Origin of the sequence: Phaeodactylibacter sp. (genome assembly GCF_022763345.1) — a bacterium.
Classification (GTDB): Bacteria; Bacteroidota; Bacteroidia; order Chitinophagales; family Saprospiraceae; genus Phaeodactylibacter.
In genome coordinates, this window is the sequence record NZ_JALEGS010000077.1 from 1 (window position 1) to 26199 (window position 26199).

Below are 26199 nucleotides of genomic sequence, written 5' to 3' on the forward strand. Positions count from 1 at the left end.
ACGATTAAGTGGTTTGCCACAGCAAACCTACTCAATGCCTGCCTTCGTGTCGGTACTTCGGCAGACAGGTCAGCATTTACGCTGGGAAGTGGCTTGCTCCCATGTCGCAAATCCAAGATCCCGACATTTATCGTCGGTGACCACTTCATGTTGCGTATACAAAGACAGTAGTATGACTTGTGGGTTGAGCCGTAAAAGACCGTTAAAGGCAGAATTAATTAACAGGGGGGAACCGTGAAAACCCGGTCAATTAATTCGTTCTGATCGTTAGTATACGGTGTAATAATTTTCGATCATTTTGAAGGGTTCTTCCCCCTCATTCTTGATTGTGTTGTAGCCTTGATTTGAGCCCATCTTGTTCAAGGTAACCACTAATCCTATTACGCAGTGTGCTATAGTAAATCAAAGATTATTTATGGGGAATTTGAAGGCGCTGCGGCTTTTGCCGTAGCGCTTTTTTCTGGAACTTGTTCCTGAGTGCGAAATGAGCGCGGCGGAGAACAGCCATAGCCAAGGGCACCTGAAAACATATTTTGAGGTGCCCCTGGATGATAACAAACCTAATTAGAAATGGAAACCTATTAAACCAGGATGATACGCCCTGATCTGGGGCATTCATCAGTTAGCCATCAGCCCCAGTTGGCCAGCGGCCCATTGGAGCTTCTGACGGGTCTTGAAGAACTTACCACGCAGCTCTATAAGCTTCAGCTGTGCCTCTATGAGCTTCTGCTCACGGGAATTCACCAGGAAAATGGAGCTCTCTCCCAGGTCAAACTTGATGTATTCGGCTTCGAGTAAGGTGTTGTAGTTTTGAACAGCGCCCTCATAGAGCTCAATCTGAGCGATAAAGTTATCCTGCTCGTTGTAGTAATTATTGATCTTGTTCTCTACTTCCAGTTGTTTGCGCTGCAGGGTGTACTCTGTATCCTGAATTTTGATGCGCGTAAGCTGTAATTTCCCCCGCTCTTTGCGCAGGAAAACCGGGAAGTCGAAGCGTACGCCCCACTTATAATTTTGCCCAACTAATTGCGTAATGCCATTATCTGTAGTTGGGCCAGGGAGGAAGTTGGTCCCTTCGCCCAGGAAGTTGTACTCGAAGTCCAGGCGTGGTTTAAGCTGCTCCAGGGCCAACCGTCTATCCACATCATACTGCTGCAGCTTGAACCGGTACTTCAAGAGGTCCGGGTGTATTTGCAGAGCATCCTGCCAAAGTTGTTGCCGGGTATTTGGCAACGGGTCAGGAGAGAGTTCTTCCAGCAATAGCGGACGAAGCTCATCGGTTACCTCCAACGGCTCTCCGGCTTCTGTCCAGAGAAAATTCGAGAGTTTGAGCGTCGCGTTCCGGTATTCAATCAAGGCATTGTTATAGTCAAACTCCCGGACCTGCACCTGAATCATCGTTTCTAGCGTATCGATTGCGGGCAAATCCCCCGCGAGGAAACTCTCCCTTATCCCCTCAAATCTTTCTACCGTAATGACCAGTGCCCGATCAAAAACGATCAGTTGATTGAAAGCCACGCTCCACTCCCAGTAAGCCTTTGCGGCTTCCAGCAATAAATCGTTGACCATACCCTGCTGCTCTGCCCGGTTAGCATCGGCCATGATTTTGGCTTGCTCCAGAGCAGCCCGGCGCTCATCAATGATCAGGTTACGGCCGAGGGGCACCTTAATGCCTAATATGGCCTGCCCCACATCGGGCACGGTGCGCTCCGCGTTTTGATAGAGGGCATCCACATCTGCGACAGCATAAGCTCCTTTAAGCTCAATGCCATACCAGGTCGGAATTTTCACGCCAGCCTCACCAAACGCAAAGTATTCACTTTCCTTGAAGTTTTTCTGGTCCCAGTCGCCGTAAAGCTTGGGGTCGAACCCGCCCCGGGCCAGCCGCTCCAGAGCTTCCGCCTGCACATTCAGCAACCGCCCCTGCCGCGCCACCGGATGGTAGCTCGCCACCCAGGACAAATACTGATCAGCGGTGAGCACCTGCGCACTGTCCGCCGGTTGCGCTTCGGCTACCACACCAAATAGCATTAGTATGAAAAGCGTCGGGATGAATCTCAATCTCATTTTATTTTATTGATTTTGCCGGAGCTTTCATTTTAACATCCTCGCCATCTCCCATATCACCATCTTCCGCGTCGTAGTAATCTGGTGGGAACCCATTGAGTCGGCGCCATATTTCGTACCAGAGCGGCACGTTATTGAGCAGCGCAATCCCCTGAGCCCCTGAGCCTACCCGTAGGGCTTCCGGCCAGGGCTTGCCGCCGGGGTCTGCACCCACTAGAATGCGGTATTCACCATTTTTACTAATCATATTGTCAATAGCGACCACACTGCCGGAGTAAGTACCGAAGGACTGCCCGGGCCAGCCGGAAAAAATGAACGCTGGCCAGCCGTCAAAAATGAAACGGACTTCCTGCCCGAGTTCGATGAGCGGCAGATCCATAGGCTTCACAAAGAGTTCCACAGCCAGTTCATAGTCAGCTGGCATGATGGTTACAATATCTCCCCCTTCCTTCACCGTTTCACCAATACCGGGTGTAATGGCTTTGGTGATGTAACAATCCTGAGGGGCAAGAATATAGTAAAACTGATTGCGGGCACTATAGTTTGAAGCCTGAATCCGCAACTTATTGACGCTCCCCTCAGCATCATACATCATGGACATCGTGCTGAATTTATCTGACTCTGCTTTTGCTATTTTTTGATTATAGTCGGTCTGTATTGTATTGAGGTCTAACTTAGCAATTTCTAACTCATTCTTAGCCTCCTGAACCTTATTCCGGGCAGAAATGACTTTGTTCTCCGTCTCCTGAAGTTTCGACTGTTTATCCTCCAGCTTGGTCCGGCTGTCAATACCTTTGTCAAACAGCTCCTGCGAACGTGCAAACTGCCGGTTAGCAATAGAATCCTGAACAATAGCCTGCGCATAATCGGCTTCTGCAGAGTTGAGCTTGGCCTCTGTTTGGAGAATTTTATTCCTAAGCTGCCGCTGCTTGAACTCCAGCTCTGACTTCATGGCTTCGATCTGCTGCTTCAGTGCCACCACCTTATCGTTGTAGGAATTGATAGCCCCTTCCTTTGCCTTCACCTGCTGATTGGTGCGGGGTACAAGATCGGGGTCAAAGTATTCAGCCTTAATTTCCGAAAGGAATACAATCGTATCTCCCCGCCTGACCAGGTCCCCTTCCCGAACATACCATTTCTCAATACGGCCCGCAATGGTAGACTGTATGGTCTGCGGCCGCTGCCCGGGCTGAAGGGTAGTGACCTTGCCCTTAGACTGCACGTTTTGCGTCCAGGGCAGGAATAAGAACACAATCACAAGGAAAAGCGTGAATAACAGCCAGCGGGTAAACATCCGGTTGGCATTAGACAGCACAGTCCGTTTAAAAGAGTTGAACCGGCTGAACTCTACTTCCTGATTAACAGTATTATCAGATATATTCAACATATCGGTTAAGCATTTGATTCTGCAGATTGATGCGACTTCCCGACTCCGTTGCCGTGAATCCGCGCTGCGTCAGTTCGTGTAAAAATATTGTAAAAGTGGGGGCCCTTCTCAATCTCTTCAAACGTCCCGGATTGTACGATCTGCCCTTCTTTCATGACGATGATTCGGTCACACCGGGAAGCAAGAACCGGGTCATCCGTTACGGTGACCATAGTCCAGTCGTGATCTTCAGAAGTGAGGTAGTCCGAAATCATCTCGCGGTCGCCTTGCTCAATTCCGTAGAAGAAACCTTCCACAGCCAGCATACGCGGGCTGGTGATGATACAACGCGCCAGAATAATGCGGGTACGTATGCTTTGGGTGACGTTGCTGCCCTCAGGCAGAAGCATGGTCTCATAGCCTTTGGGTAGCTTGTCAATGTATGTACTCAACCCGATCTGATTCGCGACCTCTACCACGCGTTTCAATGGCACATCGGGGCAACTGAAGGTGATATTTTCCAGAATGGTGCCCCTGAAAATGTCTTCCTGTGCAGAATAATCGCCTATTTGTTGCCGCAGGCTATGTATGTTGAGGTTCCGCACTGGGAAACCGTTGTAGGAAATACTGCCTTTAAAATCGGTATACAGGCCTGCCATAATCTGAAGCAGGGTCGACTTACCAGACCCATTGTAGCCAGCGATGCAAATGCGCTCGTTAGCTTTAATCTTTAAGTTCAGGTTATCCAAGGTATTCTTCTCGGAATCCCGGAATTTGAAGGTCAGCTTCTCCAGGTTGAGCGCAATGCCTTTACCGGTGTCGATTTGCTCGAACAGTCGGCCTTCTTCCTCCTCGATAGGCAGGTCGGTGACAGCGCCCAGTTTTTCCAGCCCTGTGAGTACATCATAAATGGTCTCCATACTCAGAATGAGCTTCTCCACAGAGTTCATCACCAAGATCACCACAATCTCCGCTGCAACGAACTGGCCAATGTTGATCTGATTGTCAATCACCAGATAGGCTCCCAAAAACAAAAGACCGGCTGTGATGATGGTTTTGAAAGCTACGATATTCCCGTACTGGAAGACCAGAATTTTAAAGTGCTTCTTCCGGGCATCCAGGTAATCGCAAACCAGACCATCCGTTTTATTCAGGGAGAAGGAATTGCCACCTGCCAGCTTAAAGGTATTCATGGCGCGGGCGATTTCCTCCAGCCAGTAAGCCACTTCGTACTTATATTTCGATTCTTTGAGGCTGGTCTTGAGCCCACCGGGGCCGGTCACCCGCATGATAGCCAGCAGAATGACAATCAGCGCAAGCCCAAAGAAAACAAAGAAAGGATGGTAAAAAGAAATCAGGATCAGCCCGAAAAGGATTTGGAGGACGGCGGTGGAAAAGTCCATCAGGATTTTGGGCACCCCTTTTTGTACAGAGAGCGTATCAAAAAAGCGGTTGACCAATTCTGGCGGATAAAACCGGACCACTTCATCCAGCTTGATACGCGGTATGCGATAGGCAAAATCAAAAGCCGAACGGGCAAAAATCCTCCGCTGTATGGTCTCCGTAACCGTCAGCTGCATCACTTTGAGAATACCGGAGAGCGCTGTTGCAAGGGTAACGACGGCTACCAGAATAACCAGGGATGCGGACAACGCCCCTCCCGCGATTAAGCCGATGATCGCCTGTACCCCAAGCGGCAGGCTAAGCGTGATCAGCCCGGCAAAGATTGCATAGACATATATGTAGTAAATGTCTTTCTTGTCGAGTTCCAGCAAACGGAAAAACCGCTGCAAAGGTTTCGTAGAACCATAATCTGCCATTCCAAGAGTATTTTGCATTCAGCTGTTACCGATACTTCACCTCAGGCATAACAGCTTCGCGTGAATATTAGAGTTTATTAACGCAAATTTTGTAGGTCTCTGAATGGTCTTTTTCACCAGCTCTGCATCTCGTCCTCACCTTCGTAGCTACACGAAGAAAGGGAATTAAAGGGCTCCCTTTCTGAAGTCGAGGTTCCGGGTGTTCTTTGATCTGGCAAAAAATACTCATCCATACCCTGTACAAAACCTACCTTAATAAACTCTATTACAAATCAATTATTTCAACCCAAAAAGCCATGCTCCGGATGGAAAGCAGCATTTCTGCATACCCCAGAAGGCAACCTCTGGAGAAACAAGGCTTTCCTAAGAAGAAAAGCATGGCGGGACGCTTTGCCCCTGATATTCAAAAGTTTGGTTAGGGATACTTAGTTTAAAGTAATAAGGGAACAAAACCAACTGGGGTGAAGCCCTATCGTTTCTCGCAGAGACCAGACACTCTGAATGATGCGCTATTTTTCTGAATATTGCAACCCATTCGTTGTGACATCCATGCTCCAGCGCTCAGGTTGTGGCATCTGATGACTGGCTTGTTGATAAGCCTCATCATGCTGAACGGTTGGCGGGAAGATAAGTTTCCAGATATAGTACAACATCAACTCCTCCACCTGTGCGAGAATATCACCGTTGGCTTTGACCTCGGTGAGGCTCGGCAAGTGTTCAGCAAAGTAGATGTGGTTGTTGGTCATTTCCAGAATATTGGAAGCCATAGCTCTTGGATAAGGAAAATCGGGATTGTTCTCCAGAATCACACCAGCTACTTTCTTGGAGAGCTCCTTGTAGGAAGAGAAGAAGCCATCCTGATTCTGCGCATCCACAGCTTTGTTATGGTAAGCCTTGGTACCCTCCGCCACAACGATACGGTGAAGAATGTCTTCATCAATAAAAGCTACTGTTGTATTGCGCTTTGCCGTATCGACTATGCAGCTGACGACCGCCCGCAACCTTTTGATAGGATCGTCAATTTCCATCGTTTTAAGGTCGATTCTGAAGCGCATCCACTCCCAATACCAGTTAACAAGATAGATGAGCAAAAGGTATTTGTTCTCAAAGTAGCGATAGATGGACGCTTCTGTAGACCCTATTCGTTGAGCCAGCTTTTTAAAATTAAACCGCTCCAGCCCAAGCTCATCAATCATAATGACGCTATACTGCAGGATTTTACGCCCCAGGTCTGTGCGCTGAGGGTCGTTTTTGTAAAGCTTCTCGTTGATCTTTAACTCAATAGATAACAGAGCCATTTGGAATTCCGGTTGATGAAAAGTTTGGTAGTAATGACCTGGCTACAGCCATTTTAGTTCAATAATTCGTTCAGGTTTTGAGATTGATACATTCCTTTTAGTCCTTCCTGTAGTTTCTTGCGCGCAAAGAAGATCCGGCTTTTGACCGTACCAAGGGGAATGTCAAGCTCCTGAGCAATTTCTTCGTATTTGAACCCCTGATAGTGCATCAGAAAGGGCACTTTCAGCCAGTCTTCCAGCCCATCCACAAGACGGGAGAGCTCATTCATGGTTACTGTTGACTCTCCGCCATTAAGTACAGTGCGGCCTCCGCTGTTTAGGAAGTAGTTGTTTGGAGTTTTGTCGTTCAAGGTTTGACGACGCTTCTTTTGACGGTAATTATTGATAAAGGTATTCCGCATTATGGTCATCAGCCATGCCCGAAGGTTGGTATGTGGCTTATACATGCTGCGGTACTTAAAGGCTTTATACGCCGTATCCTGTAAAAGGTCCTGTGCTTCCTCCTCATTCTTGGTCAAGTGGAATGCGAAGGAAGAAAGCATGGGGCGAAACTGGCAGAATGACTCGGTAAACTCGATCTGTGACATAGGGCTACGATTTTATAAACAAGTTTAACTCCATTACACAATAGTAAAACTATTACAGACGCAAATATAACACTCCTACCCAGAGTTGGTTGCAATCTGGATACTTTTTTTTAGACAAATTACAAATAGTGTAAAACAGGGCGCACGATAGGATTATAGCAACTACTGTAGCTCTACATACAAAACCGCCCCGCATGCCAGAAAGGCACGCGGGGCTGTTTGACTATCCCTTGTAATAGCAAAGCTCTAATCTGACTTTAAAAGACGATGAGACCATACTTGCCCGCTACTGCTCAGCCGGAGGAAATACAGTCCGTTGGAGGGCAACAACTGCTCATTGAGCAACCACTCCTGCCAACCGGCAGAGGATGGTGACTGCCATCCTTCCCATATCAGCCGCCCTTGCTGATCAAGGATGGACAAATGGGCAGGGTCCGCAGTAGAAGCGTAGTACCGGACTGTAGCTTGCTGTACGAAAGGATTGGGGAAAACTTCCAGTTCATAACCTGCTGATGCAACATCCCTGAACTGCAGGAATACAGGGCCTTTGACCAGCGATGGAGTATAGCACTCCGGCTGCATGCTTTGAGCATCCAGGAATACCACTTCCGACAAGCGTACCCGACGCTTAGCCCGCAGGGTCAAATAGAGCAAAGGTTTGTCGTTTTCCGGTGGAGTGTCGCCATTCCAGCTCATAGCTAAACGACCGGATACCTGATGAAAAAATGGTTCACCTAGCGCACCCGCATCCACGCTTTCCAATGCTACGGCCTCTTGATCAAAAGTTAACAATGCCTGAAAACCCGCTAAGTCAGACCAGTCGCTATTCAGGGGCACCTGCACCGCAGCACCTGCCGGAAGGACCACATCTTCGAAGCGAAGGTGGGCTGCCGGGCCATCATGGCTGCTGTTTCTTGTTTCTGTAACCGGTCCAGCGCTGGCAACCGCACTTAGATCAATATCTCCTATTTTGATAGCGACGTAGTCTTCATCAAGTCGGGAAGTGACCAGGTCGTTATAGGTTACCGAGTAGGGTATCGGTTCCGCCCAGGGGTTGGTTGGATCTTCAAACTGATGGCTTTTTGGAACGAACCGCCAGCTGGGTCCATTCGGTATTTCAACCAGGATGCTCAGGATAACCTGGCGCAGCAGGATCATATCGAGTGTACTGACGGAGCCTGAGTTATTTACATCGGCCGCAATCAGCTGGTAGGGAGAATCCAAGTGATCGATCCCCAGAATATGACGGCTGATTAAAACGACATCGTAGGTGGTCAGCCCATTCTGGTCATCTCCATCGAGGAAAGGGGTAACGGTATAATCAAATTCCGGTTCTAACCCTTCGAGTGCGTAGGTCCCCAGACTATCGGTAAGGACCGACTGGCTGATGAAACCGCTAAGGTCAGTAGATACGCCCGACACAGGAGATTCATCCTCCCGCTCGATGGCACCGGCAATGGTGGGCAAAGGCGCATTACAATCGGCTAGGTTATTGGTGACCAGCACGTAAGTCTCACAATTATCGTAATTGGGGCCGCCGGTACTTCCGTCTGGCTGTACCTGAAAGGGGTTGTCCGCACTATCCCAGGCATATACTTCAAGCAGGGCCACGCCGAGGTCTTCGCAGGTCAGGATGATGGAGGTCTTGTCGCGGGCGGGCTGTTCTCCTACCCTGTTGACACTGTATGTAACCGGACCACTACAGTCTATATAGGGCGAGACAATCAGATCTGTCGCAAATATAGTTGCCGCACCGCGGTCAAAATCTCCATCTCCATCCACATCCGTTTGGGGAGGGACAGGCATCAGCGGAGTCGACAAGCCATTAATGCAGGTAGGCACTGGTGCCAGGCAGTCTACTATTCGGAACGGCATAGTGGCGGCAGCTTCATTGCCACATCCATCTTCCACCCGGATTTCAAATTCATGCGCTCCTATCGGCCAGTCCCCATTGAGCTTCCACTTAGGATAAGTCCCAAAAATATCGGTAAAGACAGAATCCACTGTCCCATCAGAATATTCATCATAATAAACCTCAATGGTCAGGTCAGAAGGGGTGCAGTTATCGAGTACACTAAACAGGTACTCCGCAGAAGCACGGCAGGTTTCATTGTTTATGCTACAGACATCCAATGGCGGGACAAACAGGATTTCCGGTGCTTCGTCGTCAAATACCTTTACATGCTGCTGATACTGCCAGAATCCGTTCGATACGACTGTCCGCCAAAAACCTTCAGGGTTGGATTGCCCGTTGCACACAGTGCCTTTTGTGCCAGCAGCTGGTACGCTGTTGTTGTGGTGGTTGTCCCGGTCAACAAAAGCATGGTCCGAACGGCGAAGCACCCAAACATCTTCATCCCCAGGTATTTCATCGCAATCTTCATCGCGGCGGATCAGTACAGGCGGACTTTCGCCATCGTACTCGCACCAGTTAATCACTTTGTAAGTGCGGAAAAGCTTATAACATTCGTCTCCGGAAGCCGCAAAAACTGTATCCGTTACACTCACAGCCAGCAGGTCGCAAGCCATCTCAAAGACTTCAATCGTATCTGGATTGGGAATACCGCAGTTGGACATGCCATCCCGGGGGAATTTTATTTCGTAATTGTGGTCGGGCTCAATAGTGATGAGCTGTTCGCAGGCTGTGTTCGACACGTTCCCGGCAACATCCACTGCCTGGAAGCGCCGGACAATAGTACCTACCCCACACTCATCAATCAAAGATTCTGGTTCCAGTTCTTCCCAGGTCGCCGAACAGTTATCCGTTACAGAAGGCTGGCTAAACAGCGACTGAAGCCCTCCAAGGCTGTCTGGTTCGAAACCGTTAGGCAGGCTATCGCAGGATATAACCCGGTCATTGGGAGGGCTGCAATTAGGGCGGATTTTGTCTTCAACCAGCACTTCTGCCCAGCAGGTATTTTCATTGCCGGCCGTATCAACCACCAACAGTTCTATGAGTACAAGAGAATCAATATCGCAGCAGGTAAAATCTACATGAGGTGCCCAGTCAGAGTAGGTAGAATCTACTGTTGTACAGCCTGGTCCTTTAGTGATTAGCCTGCGAACTTCCATTTGCTCAATGGCGCAGTTGTCCCAGCTGCCCTCATCAACACTTGGCGCCAAAAGGCGGACAAACCCGTCATGTGTCAGTGAAACATTGAGCTGTTCATTGCAATCTGCAACCGGCTCGGTGCGGTCTTCCACACAGAAGGTGCAGTACTGTTCAATTTGATTATCGCAGGCATCCGTCACTACATAGCGGAAAGCATGGCAGCCAGTGGGTATTCCGGAGACGAAACGGTTTGGCGCATCATCAGGAATCGTGGCCAGCACCTCTTCGATCTCCAATGTGTCTACAGGCAAGCCGGAAGCATTATGCACAATGCTATCGCGGAAGGTTACCACCTGAGTGAACACCTCCCAACTGGAGCAGTTATCGGTTACTTCCGGCAAAGGCACTGCAAAAGCTCCAGTGCATTCAAAGGGTTGGGTTGGGAATACCAGTACGTCATCCAAGCCATCCCCGTCAGTGTCCTGAGCCGGGCAATTCAATAAAGGTGCGGTGAAATCTCCTACCTTAATGATTTGCCCGAAAGTAAAGGAGCCGGCCGGGTCGCACCAGTCAATAATATCCCAGGTCCTCAAAAACTGGAAAGAGGCTTCGCAGACAGGAATGGCCGGACCATCGCTATATGATGCCCCCAGATTGCAATACACCTGGTCCAGGTCACGGGCGCCCTGCACCGTTAACAAAAAAGGATAGCCGGTAAGGCTGGGGGAGGGATTGCCCATACCGTTTACCGGATAATTTAGGTTGCAATCAATAGGGAAGGTCTGAGGCGGTAGCGATATATCATCCACACCGGGCCGGCGCAAGTCAATTTGCTGCGTACATGAATTGGAATTCCCGGAGTCATCCTCAACGGTGAAGGTCCGAAGGATGCTCAATGCGCCACAATCGCCTGACTGCTCCAGGTCATCCTCAAAAGTAAAGTTGACCGGCCCGCAGTTGTCCGAGATTTCAGGAGCGCCTGTCCAGTGCAGGCTATCGGTTTCCTGGATGAAAAACAGGTCTTCACAGAATAGCGTTTGCGTAAATGGCAGCACCACCTCGGTTGCACCACTGAGCAAGCCATTGCCGTCCGGCAATATCGAGTAGGTATAGTCGCCGGTAGCACCGGGCGTATCTGTTGTCGTAAACAAATAGTATAGCTGATTGGCTTCCAGCGGCAGCGACAGTCTTACATAGGGGTCGTTGCCTCCGTTGAATGGGTTCGGAGAAGCCGGGAAATCGTGCTGCGCCAGGATGCTGCTGCAAGGGCTCAGCGGGCTGAAGCCTCCCTGAAACAGGGCCATATGCCCGCCACCATCGGAGAATGTGGTGTTGAGAAAGAACGTAAAGATGCCCGGTTGATCTACTTCAAACACAATCACATCGTAGAAACGGTCCCCGCTAATCGGCAAATCTCCCGAAAGGCAGGAGTGGACGTTCACATTAATGGTTGGGCTTTGAGCAGTAATGGCACCATTCAGTTGCTGAGCGGTCTGCATAATCGTTGCCGCATCGGTATCGGGCGGACAGGTGATGGAGGGAGGCATCTGATCGCGGGCTACGACCATTCCCCAACAAGGAAAAGCGGCACTCAGGTCAAGCTCATCTAAAGTTACACTCCAATTCGTAACAAAGGTGCTGAAAGTAGGGTTAGGCTCTGCCACGCCCGGGGAAACTAAATTCAGAACTAGAAGCTGCCCCTGAGCGACCGGGCTTTCGAAGCTGCCCGCATCAGAATTGCTGTATAGGTTTTCAATGGCGACTGTACCATCGGCATTCAGTACCTGAATACTAAAGGTAGCGGAGTCTGCCAGTTCAATGGATGTTGCCCAGTCAAAATGAAGCACCCCTCCAAAATCAATTGGGAGAACGGCTGCCGACCAGCCACCTGGCACGTTTACAGACTGGAAAAGCGTATCTGCCGAAAAGTTGGCGGCTGCGCTGCCCCGATTGGACAATTCCCAGAAACTGGGGTCAGCAGATAGGGTAAACCCTGAAACGGCCTCTACTTGCTGTGGGTTGAGCTCTACCGGATAAGTACCTGTTCCATCCACTAACGGCCCGTTGCCCGGTACCTCATCTACGACTTGAATATCAAAGTATTCTGCCGGGACGCAGCCAATATCCCCTTCCAGAATCATATCAGGCGTGATTAAACGCTGACAAGCCTCATCGAGCGTAACGATGATGGTGTCATTGCAGCCATAGTTTGTGCCCGGAACTGGCTCCTGCCCTACTTCTACAGCAAAAATTTCCTCTCGGGCATTCCCGGTGGTATCAGACGCTGTGATGGTAATTTCGTAGCTGCCCGGCAGAGCCGTAAGCAAAAAGTGATTATCGTATGGATTGCTAAGGGAAAGGCTGGCGGTATCTCCAGATAAAAGGCTTATATCATATGCAGGATTAGGGTCACAATCATCCGCTACCGTAATAGAAAAGAAGAAGACCGCAGGTTGCCCGGCGTCGCAGCCCTCAATGGTAGCGTGCAAACCGGCAGCCGGGTAAACGATGACTGGGGCGGTGGAATCTGATTCACAGGCCGACAGCGCGGCTTCGGGCCAGGATACCTCAACTGAAGTGGCTGATTCTGCCGTCTCTCCGTGAGTCGGGACTGACCAAGCCGTTGTGCAGAGGAGCATAACGAGCCCCAATGCATAACAAAACACGCTAAAAACCGTGGTGCCGGACGTCTTCATAATTTCACGAGATGCGAATCATCAGTTCGATTGTAAAGATATATGTCTTACAATCCCCTGCAATACTGGTTTAATAATTTATAACATATATGACAAATTCCTTTCTATTTCCGGATAAAGTGAAAGCCCTTTTTCGTGCTTACTACTCTTTAGACCGCTCTAACAGCTAAGAGGCTGCCTGTGCGGTCACCATTCTTTTAGTGTCTGAATTTGTCCAAGTGTGTGCTTACTGTCTGGGTACAAACAGTACCATAATTAAGGGGGGAGGAAGGTACTGTTTAACCGCCTAAATGTGTTTGAGGTCGTCTTTTACTGGTCAGGCAGATGTGACAAAGGGATCAATAACCTGATTTTGCACGCTTGCTATGGGGAAACAGGTATAATTCGACTTATTCCTGATATGACAAAAATGCTAAAATCATCTTAATTATTCAATAGATTGTTCTTTTATCTGAAATACTGTAACCCAAGGCTGAATTAAAAGAGGCCTGCCAAGACGCTGTTGAAACGCCCTGACAGGCCATTAGCTTTGGTTAATCCTGAATAATCATCTTTCTGGTTGCTACCTGTCCATTTACTTGTAAACGGTAGTAGAACACTCCGGCAGCAGGCAGTTCATCCCGCTCCAATCGAATCTCATTGTAACCGGCTGCGTAATCCCCTTCGTAGGTCTTCAGCAGACGGCCATTAAGGTCGAATATATGCAGGGCGGCTTCACCCGCTTGAGGCAGGTCGAAACCAATGATGGTTCCTTGCCGGAATGGGTTAGGACGGTTTTGGTAGAGATGGAATGGAGCCCTGGAGCTTTCTCCTTGTGCAAAGTTCAGGCTCACGTCCAGCAATCGTCCGTCCCGGCTGTAGGCCTCTGCCAGCGTCACACTGGAATTGACCTCAAGCACTTCGCTAAGTGTGGTTGTTGCGCTGCCTACCACGTCGAAGACCAAAGTAAACAACACCGGACCACCGGCTGTACCACCATCTGCCATTAACTCCTCGTCATACCAGCTGGCGGTAATCAAGCCCTGGTCTGCATCGTACAGGCCAAGACTATTTTCCTGAGCCAATCCGTACTCCACTTCTGCCAGTGCCAGCATATCGGTATCAAAGTTCATGGAGAACTGATAACCGTAAACGGGCTCATCCTGAGGCGCGCGCACCGGAACCCGGATTTGTGCCCCCTGCTTCAGCTGCTGCTCTCCGGTTTTCAACTGGAATGCGCCACGGAAACTCCGCTCGTCGATTCCGGTAAAGAGGGTCGTAGTCGCGCTATTGTTTACATCCCCAACCTTGATGGCTACGAAGTCATTCGACATCACATCATCATCCAGATTGTTTACGGAGATGCTTTCGGGGAACAGGGAGAACCAAGGGTTCGTCGGTACAGGGAATACAAACTCCCGGTCTACAAACCTCCAGCTCGTATTGCCGGCAAACTCCTGAATTTCACCCAGAATCAGCTTCTGAATCTGAATCATATCCAGGGTCGTAATAGAATTGGTCCTGTTGACATCCGCAGCAATCATCTTGTACGGGCTACCCAGCGCTGAGATGCCCAGCAAGTGCTGCTGAATGATGATCAAATCGAAGGTGGATACACCATTGCGGTGCTCATCATCTCTGGACGGTGTTACCGTGTAGTCATACCCCATTGGAAGGTCAACGAATTCGTAGGTACCCGTTGAGTTTGTCATCATGGACGTACTCATCTGTCCACTCAGCGAAACTTCCACTGCTTCTACAGCATCGTCATTCTCTCTGGAGATGAGGCCTGCCATCATTGGGTCTGGTTGTGTGGTCGTACAGAAGCCTTCCGGATCCGTGATCAGCACATAAGTTTCGCAGAAGTCCCAGTTCGGGCCGCCAACGGTACCATCCGGCTGCACGGCATTCGGATTGAATGCACTGTCGTAAAAGTAGACCTCAATAGGCACGTTACCAACATCATCACAAGTGAAGTAGATCGAGGTTTGGTTGAAGTTTGGTGTCTCCCCCACCAGGTTCACGGAAAAGGCAATGGTATCATCACTACAGTCCGATTCATTGATATGGAAGTCGTTTGCCCAAATTCCCGCACCATAGGCATCAATCTCGCCATCACCGTCAATATCCGTGTTCGGTGGCAGTTCCTGCAAGCTGAAGGTGATGCCATTCAGACAGGTTAGTGTTGGTGGTGCACAGTCGATCACTTCAAATGGCAGTATTGCAAAGTCTGTATTGCCGCCACAGCCATCGGAGACTGTTACGCGGAATTCGTGAGAACCGATTGGGTACTCCCCACCGATCACATAGTTTGGATAGGAGCCGGTGAGTTGGTTGGTCACGTTGAAGTCAATTGTACCATTGGCTCCTGCATCCAACTCAACCGTAATATCGAGATTGTCCGGATCACAGTTTTCTACAATTGTGAATGGGAACTGTACTGTTGCGTTACAGGTCGCCTGATTGATACTACAGAATTCCTGAGGGCCGGCAAAGCTGATCTCCGGCGCTTCTTCATCTTTCACCTCAATAATCTGAGTGTACTGCCAATACCCAACGGAAGCAACCGTACGCCAGTAACCCGCAGGGTTGGTCTGCCCATCGCAGGAGGTCCCTTTCACGCCAAAGGCAGGATTGCTGTTGTTTGGATTGTTATCGCGGTCAATGTACGTTGTGCCGGGGGTACGAACCACCCAGACATCTTCATCTCCAGGCGTGGCATCGCAATCTTCATTGCGGCCGACCACGAATGGTCCGGAAATGCCGTCCCACTCGCACATATTCTGTACCCGGTAGCGGCGGAAGATCTTGTAGCATGAAGCGTCATTCCCCCCCGCATTCGGGTAGAAGTATTCATCAAAGACACTTACCGAGAGCATATCACAGCCCTGCCCGTTGACAAGGATCGTGTCTGGTGAAGGTACGCCACAGTTGGAGATCTCGTCTTTCGGGAACTTGATCGTGTAGTTGTATTCCTCCGTGACCGTGATGACCTGCTGGCAAGTGTTGGTAGACTGATTGCCGGCATTATCAAATGCTGTGAACGTACGCGTAATGGTTCCAAAGCCACAGGCATCGAGCGTGGATTCCGGCGTGAATTCATCCACTGTAGCAACTCCGCAATCATCCATTGCGGTAGCGACACCAAACAAGGCCTCTAATGCCTGAGGGCTTTCCGGTTCGAAACCGGCAGGGATGTCAGCGCAGCTAATAGTGGTATTGGCAGGCGCCACACAGAATGGATTGATCTTATCCTCTATCATTACTTCCAGCCAGCAAATATTCTGGTTGCCGTAGATATCCGTCACGCGCAGCTCAATGGTTACCATGCTGCCGGCATCGCAGCAGGAGAAATCGACAAAATTACCCCAGTCGGAATAATAGTCCGTAACATCGCTGCAATCATTAGGGTCAAGCTCGTACAAGCGCCGTACTTCAAGAGTAGCAATTTCGCAGTTGTCGCTGCTGCCCTCATCGATATCCGTAGCAAATACCCGTGCTGCACCATTACCGCCCAGTGAGATATTCAGGTCATCGTCACAAACCGCTGAAGGTGCAATATTGTCTTCGATGCAGAACGGTGCGTCAATGATGGTAAAGTTGTTACAGTCGTCTGTCACTTTATAGCGGAAGGTGTGGCAACCAATAGGAATACCCGAGATAAACCGGTTGTCATCGGGCCCAATAGAGGCAAATACCGTTTGTACCGTATCGTAACCGATGAGCTGACCGTACTGATTGTAATTGGGTACAATTTCCTCCACGAGGATATCTGTATCAATTTCGAAGCTGGAGCAGTTATCCACCACATCAGGCTCCGGCACAACAATCGCTGCTGTACAGTCAAAGGTACCTGTAGAGTACACCAATGGGTCAAGCTCACCATCGCCATCGCTGTCTACGTTCGGCGGAGTAACCGCTGGCCCTTCCTCGTCACCTATTTTAATCAGTTGAGTGAAGGTCATAACGTTGTCGCCACCACCCGGGCACCAGTCAATAATTGTCCACTCCCGCACGAATTTGATCGTACCGTCGCAAACCTGAATTGGCGGGCCATCCTCAAAGGTAGCGCCCAGGTCACAGAGCGCACCGTCAAAGAAGTAGTCATTGTAATAGCCATCAATCATTGGGGAACCTGTCACGTCTGCTGTTGGATTACCCGTGACGGGGTCCGCAGCAAATGGCTGATCACAGGAGACCACCGGTGCGGGGTCTGGCTGCATGACATCACTGAATGACAGGTTACGGAAATTGATTTCCTGCACGCAAGTGGTGGAGTTGCCTGCCGGGTCAGTCACCGTAAAGGTACGGTTGATGCGCTGCCCTTCGCAACTTGGCAGCCCCATTACCATTTCATCGGTAAAGGTAATGGTGTTGTATTCCACACAGTTGTCCAGGACAATCGGCTGCCCAAGGTCGGCCAGACTGGATTCGGCATCCATCACGAAGTCAAAATCATTGCAAACCAGGTCTACTTCCTGTGTAGGGCAGACAATCGTTGGTGCGGTCACATCTGTCACCCAAATATTGCCCCAGCACAACAGGCCACAGTAGGGATCAATAACTTCAGCAATCAGCAGTTGGCCAACTTCATCTCCGGTTATTGTATTGCCAATGGATACACCGCTCTCATTGATCAAATTTACCTGCAGAGAGCCCATGCAATCCGGCGTACCCTCCAGGACCATATCTGGTGTGACCAATATTTCACAGCTGGTGCCAAAGGTTACGTTCACCTGATCATTGCAACCATAAGAAGTAATATCTGTAAGCTCAATAGTTACTGTCGCAGATGCTTCCGGGCACATGCCCATGCCTCCAACAGTGTAGACAAAGTCATAGCTGCCTTCCGGCACCCCGGCAAAGTCCACGTTGGTTGGATCGAGCAGGTTTACACCTGCGCCGTCTATATCCTGCCAGAAGCCACCTGGGCTTGGTGTGCCCGACAGTGCTCCAAACAGGTCGTAGATGATCTCGTCCGGTGTACAAGACAAACACAGCTGCTGCATCGTACCGATACCCGCTGATAGGTCATTGCAGTTGTTTAACGTAATCATTGCAGGGTCGTGGTCATCCTCATCGGTTGCGGCTATGCCACTGCCCGGCGCACCGGTCCCGTTTCCATTGATGGCATTATCGGCAGCGGTATTGGGCGCACCACCTGCATCGTTTGACGGGTTATTGTCGTAGAAGGAATCCGCATCCGTCGGCGGTGTATTCGTGGAATCATTATCATCATCAGCCGCGCTGATCTCAGCGTAGTTAGTGATAGCGGCTCCCATGTAGTCATTATCTATCTCAAAGTCGATGGTTACCGTTTCCGTACCGCCGAGCGCGGCAATCGGACCAGGTATGGTGTAAGTGGCCTGATTACCATTCTGTGCCCAATCTGCGTCCGTAAGGTTCAACCCGGTTGGGATGTAATCTGTGATCTCGATGTTGTAGGCCGGGAAATCTCCCTGATTGGTAATGGTGATGCTGTAAGTAATCGCATCGCCCAGGCTAAACGGCCCTACCGAACTGACTACTTTGGTCAGCGCCAGGTCAAAGGCAGCCTCCGGGGTCTGATCAACCACCAGCGAAGCGCCATCATAGTCATCCTCATTGGCTCCGGCAGCACCGTTATTCGGTGTGGAATCTCCGTCGCCCAGTCCAATTGGGTTGACCGCGCTCAGGATTTCTGCAAAGTTTTCGATGCTTGTCCCATCAAATTCCGGATCAATTACAAAGTCGATAGAAACCATGGTAGATTGACCCGCAGAAAGGCTAAAAATAGGCGTATTTAACGTCGCAATGCCATTGTCTTCAGACCAGTCCGGATCAATCAACGTCAACCCATTTGGAATAAAGTCCTGAACCTCTACAAACTGAGCAGCAATACTGCCCTGATTGCTGATGTTGATGTTGAAGGTCACGTTATCGCCCGGCTCGAATGGCCCGACAGTAGCCACCGTCTTAATCAGTGCCAAGTCAAAGTTTTGCTGTGTGACGGTCAGTGTGGCACTGTCAATATCATCTTCACCTGAACCGGCAAAGCCGTTATTTGGCGTAGAATCAATATCCTGAATGCCCTGAGCGTTGGTCGCTGAGTGAATTTCAGCGTAGTTCACAATACTCGCCCCCTGAAAGTTCTGGTTCACTACGAAATCCACAGTTACCGAAGCAGAGTTGCCTGGTACCAGTGAGGCAATGGGTGTATTCAGCACCACGGTTCCCCCTTGCTGAGACCAATCCATATCTGCCGAAATCAGACCGGCAGGCACGTAGTCTTTAATGACAATATTCTGAGCCGTAATATCGCCCTCATTCGTCACCGTAATAACGAACCTCACAAGGTTGCCAGGCTGATAAGGGCCAGGCGTGGCATTTACATCAATTGCCTTTTCGAGGGATAGGTCAAATACAGGGTCATCTTCCTGAGAGACATTGATGAAAGCCCCATCGAAGTCATCTTCATCACTGCCGGAGCTACCGTTGCCCGGTGTGGAGTCGACATCTGTAAAGCCTCCGGTATTGCTTGCCGAACCTATTTCTGCGAAGTTGGTAATGCCATTGCCAGCGAAACTTCCGGAAACGGTGAAGGTAATGTCTCGGGTCGCTGAGGCACCGGCAGGCAGATTGGAAATAGGTACATCGAGTTGTGCATATGAACCAATCTGTGACCAGTCGTTGTCAGCCAGTACAAGACCAAGCGGAATGTAATCCCGGATTTGAACGTTTTGGGCGTTGATGTCCCCCTCGTTCACTACAGTGATGCTAAAGGTCACCGTACTGCCCGGAAGGAATGGCCCGGGGGTAAGGCTGGAATTGAGGTTTTTGGACAAGGCCAGGTCAAACTCCTGAACGCTGCTAATAACGTTGATAATGGCGTTATCGTAGTCATCCTCACCTGAGCCAGCAGCGCCGTTAGCCGGTGTGGAGTCCGCGTCACCGATGCCAAGGTCGTTGGTAAAGGCACCGATTTCTGCATTATTATTAATAATTGAACCGGTGAAGGCTGTAGAAACTGTAAAGGAGATGTCTACCGAAGCAGACTGCCCGGGAGCAAGGTTCGTAATGGCGTTGTTGAAAATAGCCGTGGAACCGTTCTGTGCCCAGTCGCTATCTGCCAGGACCAGCCCAAGTGGCATATAGTCGCGCAACTGAACGGTTTGTGCCGTCATGCTGCCCTGGTTAGTCACCGTAATGGTAAAAGTAACCGGACTGCCCGGCATAAATGGACCAGGGGTCAGGCTGGTATTCACCGACTTGGAAAGTGCCAGGTCGAAGTTTTGTTGAAGGACGGAGATGGTCGCTCCATCGTAGTCGTCCTCATTGCTTCCCATACTGCCATTGCCTGGTGTAGAGTCATGATCATCAAGCCCAAGGGTATTGAAGGCACTGCCCACTTCAGCAAAGTTGGTCAGCGAAGTGCCCGCAAAGGAGGCATTGATTTCAAAATCCACGCTCAGCGTAGTGGTTGCGCCCGGCGCAAGGCTCGGAACAGGCACATTCAGCTCGGCTACTGAACCTACTGCGGTCCAGTCTGAGTCAATAAGGGTAAGCCCAGATGGGATGTACTCCCGAAGCTGAATATTCTGAGCCGTAATGCTGCCCTGATTGGTCACAGAGATATTAAAGGTAACCGCATCGCCCGGCTCGAACGGCCCCGGGTTTGCACTAGTATTGAGGGATTTGCTGAGCGCCAGGTCAAAAGTCTGTTGCTGCAGGCTGATGATCGCGCCATCGTAATCATCCTCGTTAGGTGCATTGGCACCGTTGCCGGGGGTGGAGTCGGAATCCTGAGCACCGGCATTATTAGTAGCGCCGGCAATTTCCGCATAGTTGGTTATCGTTGCGCCGGTAAATGAAGCAATAATCGCCATGTCGATGTCTACCGAAACGGAAGCACCGGGGGAAAGGCTGGATATATTGTTATTGAGGGAGGCAACGCCGCCGTTGTTGGTCCAGTCCGGATCGATAACGACCAGGCCCTGTGGGACGTAGTCAACGACTTCGATATTCTGAGCCGTCAGGTCGCCTTCATTCGTGATTTCGATACGAAAAGTTACCGGCGACCCCGGAGACAGATTGCTGCTCCCCAGGACTGTTTTCTCCAGCGCCAGATCAAAGTTCTGCAGGCAGCTGACCGTGATATCCACTGCATCATCGTCATCCTGATCATGGCTGCCATCCGCAGGGTGGGAGTCGACATCAGGTTGAGGCGTACTGTCACCGGCAATTTCTGCACAGTTGGTGAGCACCTCACCGCAGTCTACGTGGGCATCAATCTGGAAAGTAATAGGCACAGAAACCGAGGCGCCCGGTGCCAGGCTGGCGATGGGTGTTTTCAGGCGCAGGATATTGCCCTGCACCGGCTCCCAGTCATTATCCGCCAGCGTCATATGATTGAAAGGATAGTAATCGTAAAGTTGAATATCTGTACCGGTAATATTCCCCTGGTTGACCACATTAAGGTTGTAAGTCACGTACTGCCCAGCCTCAAAGGGCCCAGCGGTCACTACTGTTTTAGTCAGCGCCAGATCGTAGTTCTGTACGACTGTAATCAAGGCGTTATCCTGATCATCCTCTGCACTGACACCATTATTAGGTGTGGAGTCGTCGTCCGGCAGCTGTGAGCTATTGGACGCGCTTTGTATCTCAGCAACGTTATTGATGGATGTACCTGTGAAGTGGTCATCAATCGTAAAGGTAATATTCACGCTAACGCTGCCATCTACCGGGATACTCGAAATCGGAGTATTCAGAGTAGCTATGCCGTTATTGAAAGTCCAGTTGGCATCGTTGGGCACCAGGCTTGAAGGATAAGTATCTTTTACCTGAACACCTGTTGCTTCCAAAGAACCGGTATTGTCCAAGGTTATGGTATACGTAACCTGATCGCCCGGCTCATAAGGGCCAGGTGTCAGGGAAGAATTCACGGATTTATTGAGTTCGAGGTCAAAGTTTTCGGCTTCTCCGCCAACTTCCAAGGCAGCACTGTCGGTATCGTCTTCATCGTTATCGATTCCATTGAATGGTGTGGAATCCGTGTCTCCCATCCCCATGATATTAGAGGCTGCAGCGATTTCAGCATTATTGACAATAACTCCCTCTGGTGCTTCCGAATCTATCATGAAGGTAATCGTGCGGGTAACTGATTCACCGGGCGCAATGGTTGAGATAGGCTCGGCCAGCATAGCAGAATTCATCATTGGAGCCCAGGTATTGCTGGTCACGGTCAGGAAGTTGGGCACATAATCAATAATTTGAACGCCCAATGCTGCCAGATTGCCCTCGTTCGTTACCGTAATATCAAATGCTACGGTCTGGCCTGGCAGGAATGGGCCAGGGTTTACTTCCTCATTGATTTGCTTGGTCAGAGAGAGATCGAATACCGGTATGGGCTGTTCCACAGGAACGACCGCCGTATCATCATCATCTTCCTGTGTACTGCCGTTGGCGGGTGTGGAATCTCCGTCAGGATGGACGTTCATGTCGTCATAAGAAGCAATTTCACCATAGTTGATGATACTTACGCCTCCGAAGTTATTATTAATCCGGAAGGTCACCGCTACGGTTTCTGTTGCGCCCGGCATTACAAGCGGGATAGGTGCAACCAAATTGGCACGTGTAGGCGTCACCATTTCCCAATCCGAATCCTCCAGTGTCAGGCCATCTGGGACCTGCTCATTTATCTGGACGCTCGTTGCCATAATGGAGCCCTGATTCGTTACCTCAAATTCAAAGGTTACCAGGTCACCAGGCTCGTAGGGGCCATAACTGGCCACATTCTTGTGCAAAGCGAGGTCAAAGGAAGGCTGTACAACAAGCAGCACTTCATCCTGATCATCTTCCTCTGGGTTATTGTTATCTGGCGAGGAGTCCTGATCATCGGTCCAGGGGAAATTGTAAAAACTCAGTACTTCCGCTGAATTCACGATGGAATTGCCTGTGAAGAACGGGTCAATTGTGAACGTAACCTGCACTGTTGCCGATTGACCGGGCTCAATTTCCGCAATTGCTTCCTTCAAAACGACCACGCCATTATCCGTTTCCCAATCGGTATCGTTTAGAATGAGCCCATTGGGAGCGTAGTCCTGCACGACCACATTTTCTGCCAGAAGGATCCCTTCGTTCTTAACTGAGATTTCAAAAGTCACATCCTGACCCGGTTCGAAAGGACCAATACCCGCTACTCTTTTGTCCAGGCTGAGGTCAAAAATCAAAGCCGGATTTACCGTAATCTCTACCGTACTGTAGTCATCCTCGTTGTCGTCGTTGCCGTTAATAAAGTCAGGTGTAGAGTCGGCATCGGTATAATTCATAGCGTTGTTGACCTGAGCAATCTCGGCAGCATTGACAATAGTTTCTCCGGTAAAGGCATTATCTATACGGTAGGTTACACTCATGGTCACCGAATCACCGGGTGCCAGTATTGGCAGCTCAAAAAGGTTTCCAGACACATGGTACTGCCCGCCGTCTTCCATATTCAGCCCGGCGGGAGCATAGTCAACGACTCTTAGGAAGGTGGTGCTAAGCATCCCTTCGTTGTAAACCGTAATATTGTATTTCACCAACTGCCCCGGTGTGAATGGAGGAGGTGTCAGCACAGTATCCAGTTCTTTCTTCAAAGACAAGTCAAAGAGGACTTCCTGGAAGCCGGCATCGAGGGACGCATTCATCACGCCGGCTTCACCCGTGGAGTACGCAATATAGGGTAGCCCATCGGGTATGCTTCCTGGCATATTGTCCGATAAAGCCTCAGGGTCAGGATTAGAGTCATGCAAAGAAGACCCACCCAACTTGCCGGTTGCAGCATAGGTTTTCCCACTGGCTACGATGAACTGATTCTCCGGGTTATTGGCATCATTTCCGAATACAATGTAGTATTGGGTTTGAGGCAGCACCTGAGTTTCCAGCAACCAGTTTTCGCCCTGTGCTCCGTGCTTCGTAAAGTGATAATGGCCATCTGCCCCGGAAGTAGTGGTGGCCAGCAGGGTGCCACTGCCATCATAAAGGCTGATTGGCATGGCTTTGACGGGCACTTCGCAGGCATCCTGCACCCCATTCGCATTCTTATCAGCCCAAACATAATCGCCAAGCTGAATGGGTGCCGGGCGGCAAATGCAGAACATAAAGTCGCTTACGCCTATCATCTGAGGCGCAGGGTTTTGTGGGCTTTGCCCCCCTGTTTCCAGACGAACGACTACAGAGTCTACTTTCTCTGCAAAATGCACCCATAAGTTACCACTAGGGTCCGATGCGCCAAGCATCATCCCCTGTGACTCATATTCGTTGGCGTTGAGCAGGGCTACCTGATTATTGTACATGCCGGAATACGGCGTGATATCATTTAGAGAAAGCGCTACTGCTGTGCCATTTAGGAAGCCACGAACGCTTACTTTATCCTGGTACGCTTCTTCTAATTGATCAATGCCCAATACAGAGAAGCTTAAATCATCTACCGGAATGCCGAATGTAAAACTGCTCTGTACATACTGTCCGGCAGCTTCGGCATCCATAGCCAGTGCCCAGAACCCACGGGTGCCTCCCAATGGGGACAGGTCACTATCCACCATAAATCCAGCCGAAGTAGCTATGCCTTCTGGGTCTTCGCTAACGACATCCAGTATAGACCCTCCGATAGTGTGGGGCATCGGGTTGGCATTATTATCGCCAAACTGATGCCAGTCCATAATACGCGCGCACTGTGGCGCAATGGGCACAGGGTCTTCACACCACTGTATTTTGCCAAGGCCAATCATTTGCAGCCCCGGATCGTCCACTGCAGCGCCAATTGCAGAGAAGTTGATCGCCACTTGGTCAACAGGGTCGGTAAAGTGTACGGTAACGTTGCCTGAAGTTGAGGCATCACTCACAGTGGTAGTGCCTTCAAAGATGCCATCGCCAAGCTGATTGACATGAACCCCTACGAAGGTGTCGTCCATATCCATGCCCACCGGTACACCAGACAGAGAACCCTGAATAGCGACCCGGTCAATTGCATTACCAGTAATGTCAATATCTAATACCTGAAAAACCAGGCGCTGCACGGGGCGGTCAAAAGAAAAGACAACGCCCACGTCTCTGGGATCATTGCCATCGTGACTGTCAGCGTCCATCTCCAGAGAATAGAACACTTCTTCCCCGCCCAGCATTTCGTGAATAACCCGGTGCGTGTAGGGCGTACCATCGGCAGAAGCAATCGCACAGGATATTTCATCGCCACCAATGGTTTTGGAGTAAGGTGGCAGCGGAAAAGGATTTGCACCATCCGCGTAATCAGCCCAGTCCAGAATATTGAAGTTTTCGATGCACGTATTGCCGTAATTATCCGGATTCTCACAATCCTCCTCGATAATCTGCGGGGTAAAACCTGCCAAAATAGTACAGTCCCCAGGTTGGGCAAAGCGCACATCCGAGACATTATCTTCTCCGACCATTGAGAAACCAACCCCCTGAAGGCTTTGGGCCGTGAACTCAATGCGGTAATCTTCCTCTGCATTCAGATTCGGAATCGCCCAAACCCCATCTGCATTAGAGAAAGCAGTGCCCGCAAGTTCGCCGTTGCAATCGTAGGCTTGTACTTTGACGTTGGGCAGGCCCGGTTCAGCACCGAAAGTACCGTTATAGTCCAGGTCCTCCCACACCAGTCCACCGATTTCGTCCGGTTCGCCAGTACAGGGCGGCGTACAGGCAATCGCCTCCACCTCATCAAGTACCTGACAATTGGTGCCCGCCTTCAATAGCACCGGATAACCTGCACCGGGGGCTGACAAAGTGAACCCGGTCAACTCTCCGCTGCCGTTGCTGTCGTCAATGGCATAGGTTTGAGCCTGGCCAGCTACCGTGATTTCCAGTTCGCTTTCACTGATGCCTTCCCAGGAAAAGAACACCGTGACGTCAAAAGTACTGCCCCCGTCCTGAAACGAGCAGTCTACTTCAACTTCGTCGATTGAAAGGTCACACTGGTTTTGAGCCAGAGCGGAAAAAGAAAAGAAGGAACCCAGCAATAGAACCAGCAGGACCTTGGAGTTCGTAACGTCGGTTAATCGATTCACTACATTGAAGTTGGTGTAGCTATGTCTCATGTGATTAAAATTTGAATACTCTGATAATGAAGCTGGCTGAAGCATTCAACCACCTTGTCCGGGCTTAGATGTCGCGAAAGCAGTTACTCAGCGCCGTGAAGGTGCGTTTGGCTACATCCAGGTGCATGGCCACAGTGCTTGTACGGCTATCTATATCAAAATCTGCGCCAATTTTTTTTGAGACGCAAATTTGAGCAAAAGAGTACATAAAAATTATTCGCTCATCGCACTGCGATAACCATTCTCTGGAAACTTAATTGA

The 26199-nt window shown here is 50.1% G+C and carries 7 protein-coding genes; all 7 read right to left on the minus strand.

What is annotated here, in order from left to right; genetic code table 11:
- Window positions 1-618: 618 nt before the first annotated feature.
- The gene (locus MRY86_RS20760) at window positions 619-2067 is read right to left on the minus strand and encodes a TolC family protein (RefSeq protein WP_293567135.1); all 1449 of its coding nucleotides are present in this window, start codon (window positions 2065-2067) and stop codon (window positions 619-621) included.
- A gap of 1 nt (window position 2068) precedes the next feature.
- Window positions 2069-3454, minus strand: coding sequence for a biotin/lipoyl-binding protein (locus tag MRY86_RS20765; protein ID WP_293567136.1), 1386 nt, complete (start codon window positions 3452-3454; stop codon window positions 2069-2071).
- 5 nt (window positions 3455-3459) lie between these two features.
- The gene (locus MRY86_RS20770) at window positions 3460-5253 is read right to left on the minus strand and encodes an ATP-binding cassette domain-containing protein (RefSeq protein ID WP_293567137.1); all 1794 of its coding nucleotides are present in this window, start codon (window positions 5251-5253) and stop codon (window positions 3460-3462) included.
- Between the two features lie 509 nt (window positions 5254-5762).
- Window positions 5763-6551 carry a TetR/AcrR family transcriptional regulator gene (locus tag MRY86_RS20775; protein WP_293567138.1) on the minus strand — a complete coding sequence of 263 codons (789 nt, stop codon included), beginning with the start codon at window positions 6549-6551 and terminating at the stop codon, window positions 5763-5765.
- A 53-nt stretch (window positions 6552-6604) separates the two neighbouring features.
- A complete protein-coding gene (locus MRY86_RS20780; protein ID WP_293567139.1) occupies window positions 6605-7138 on the minus strand; it encodes an RNA polymerase sigma factor in 534 nt (177 codons plus the stop codon).
- Window positions 7139-7384: 246 nt separating this feature from the next.
- Window positions 7385-12886, minus strand: coding sequence for a T9SS type A sorting domain-containing protein (locus MRY86_RS20785; RefSeq protein WP_293567140.1), 5502 nt, complete (start codon window positions 12884-12886; stop codon window positions 7385-7387).
- 533 nt (window positions 12887-13419) lie between these two features.
- Entirely contained in the window at window positions 13420-25938 is a 12519-nt protein-coding gene (locus MRY86_RS20790) for an SdrD B-like domain-containing protein (protein ID WP_293567141.1), read from the minus strand.
- Between the last annotated feature and the right edge of the window lie 261 nt (window positions 25939-26199).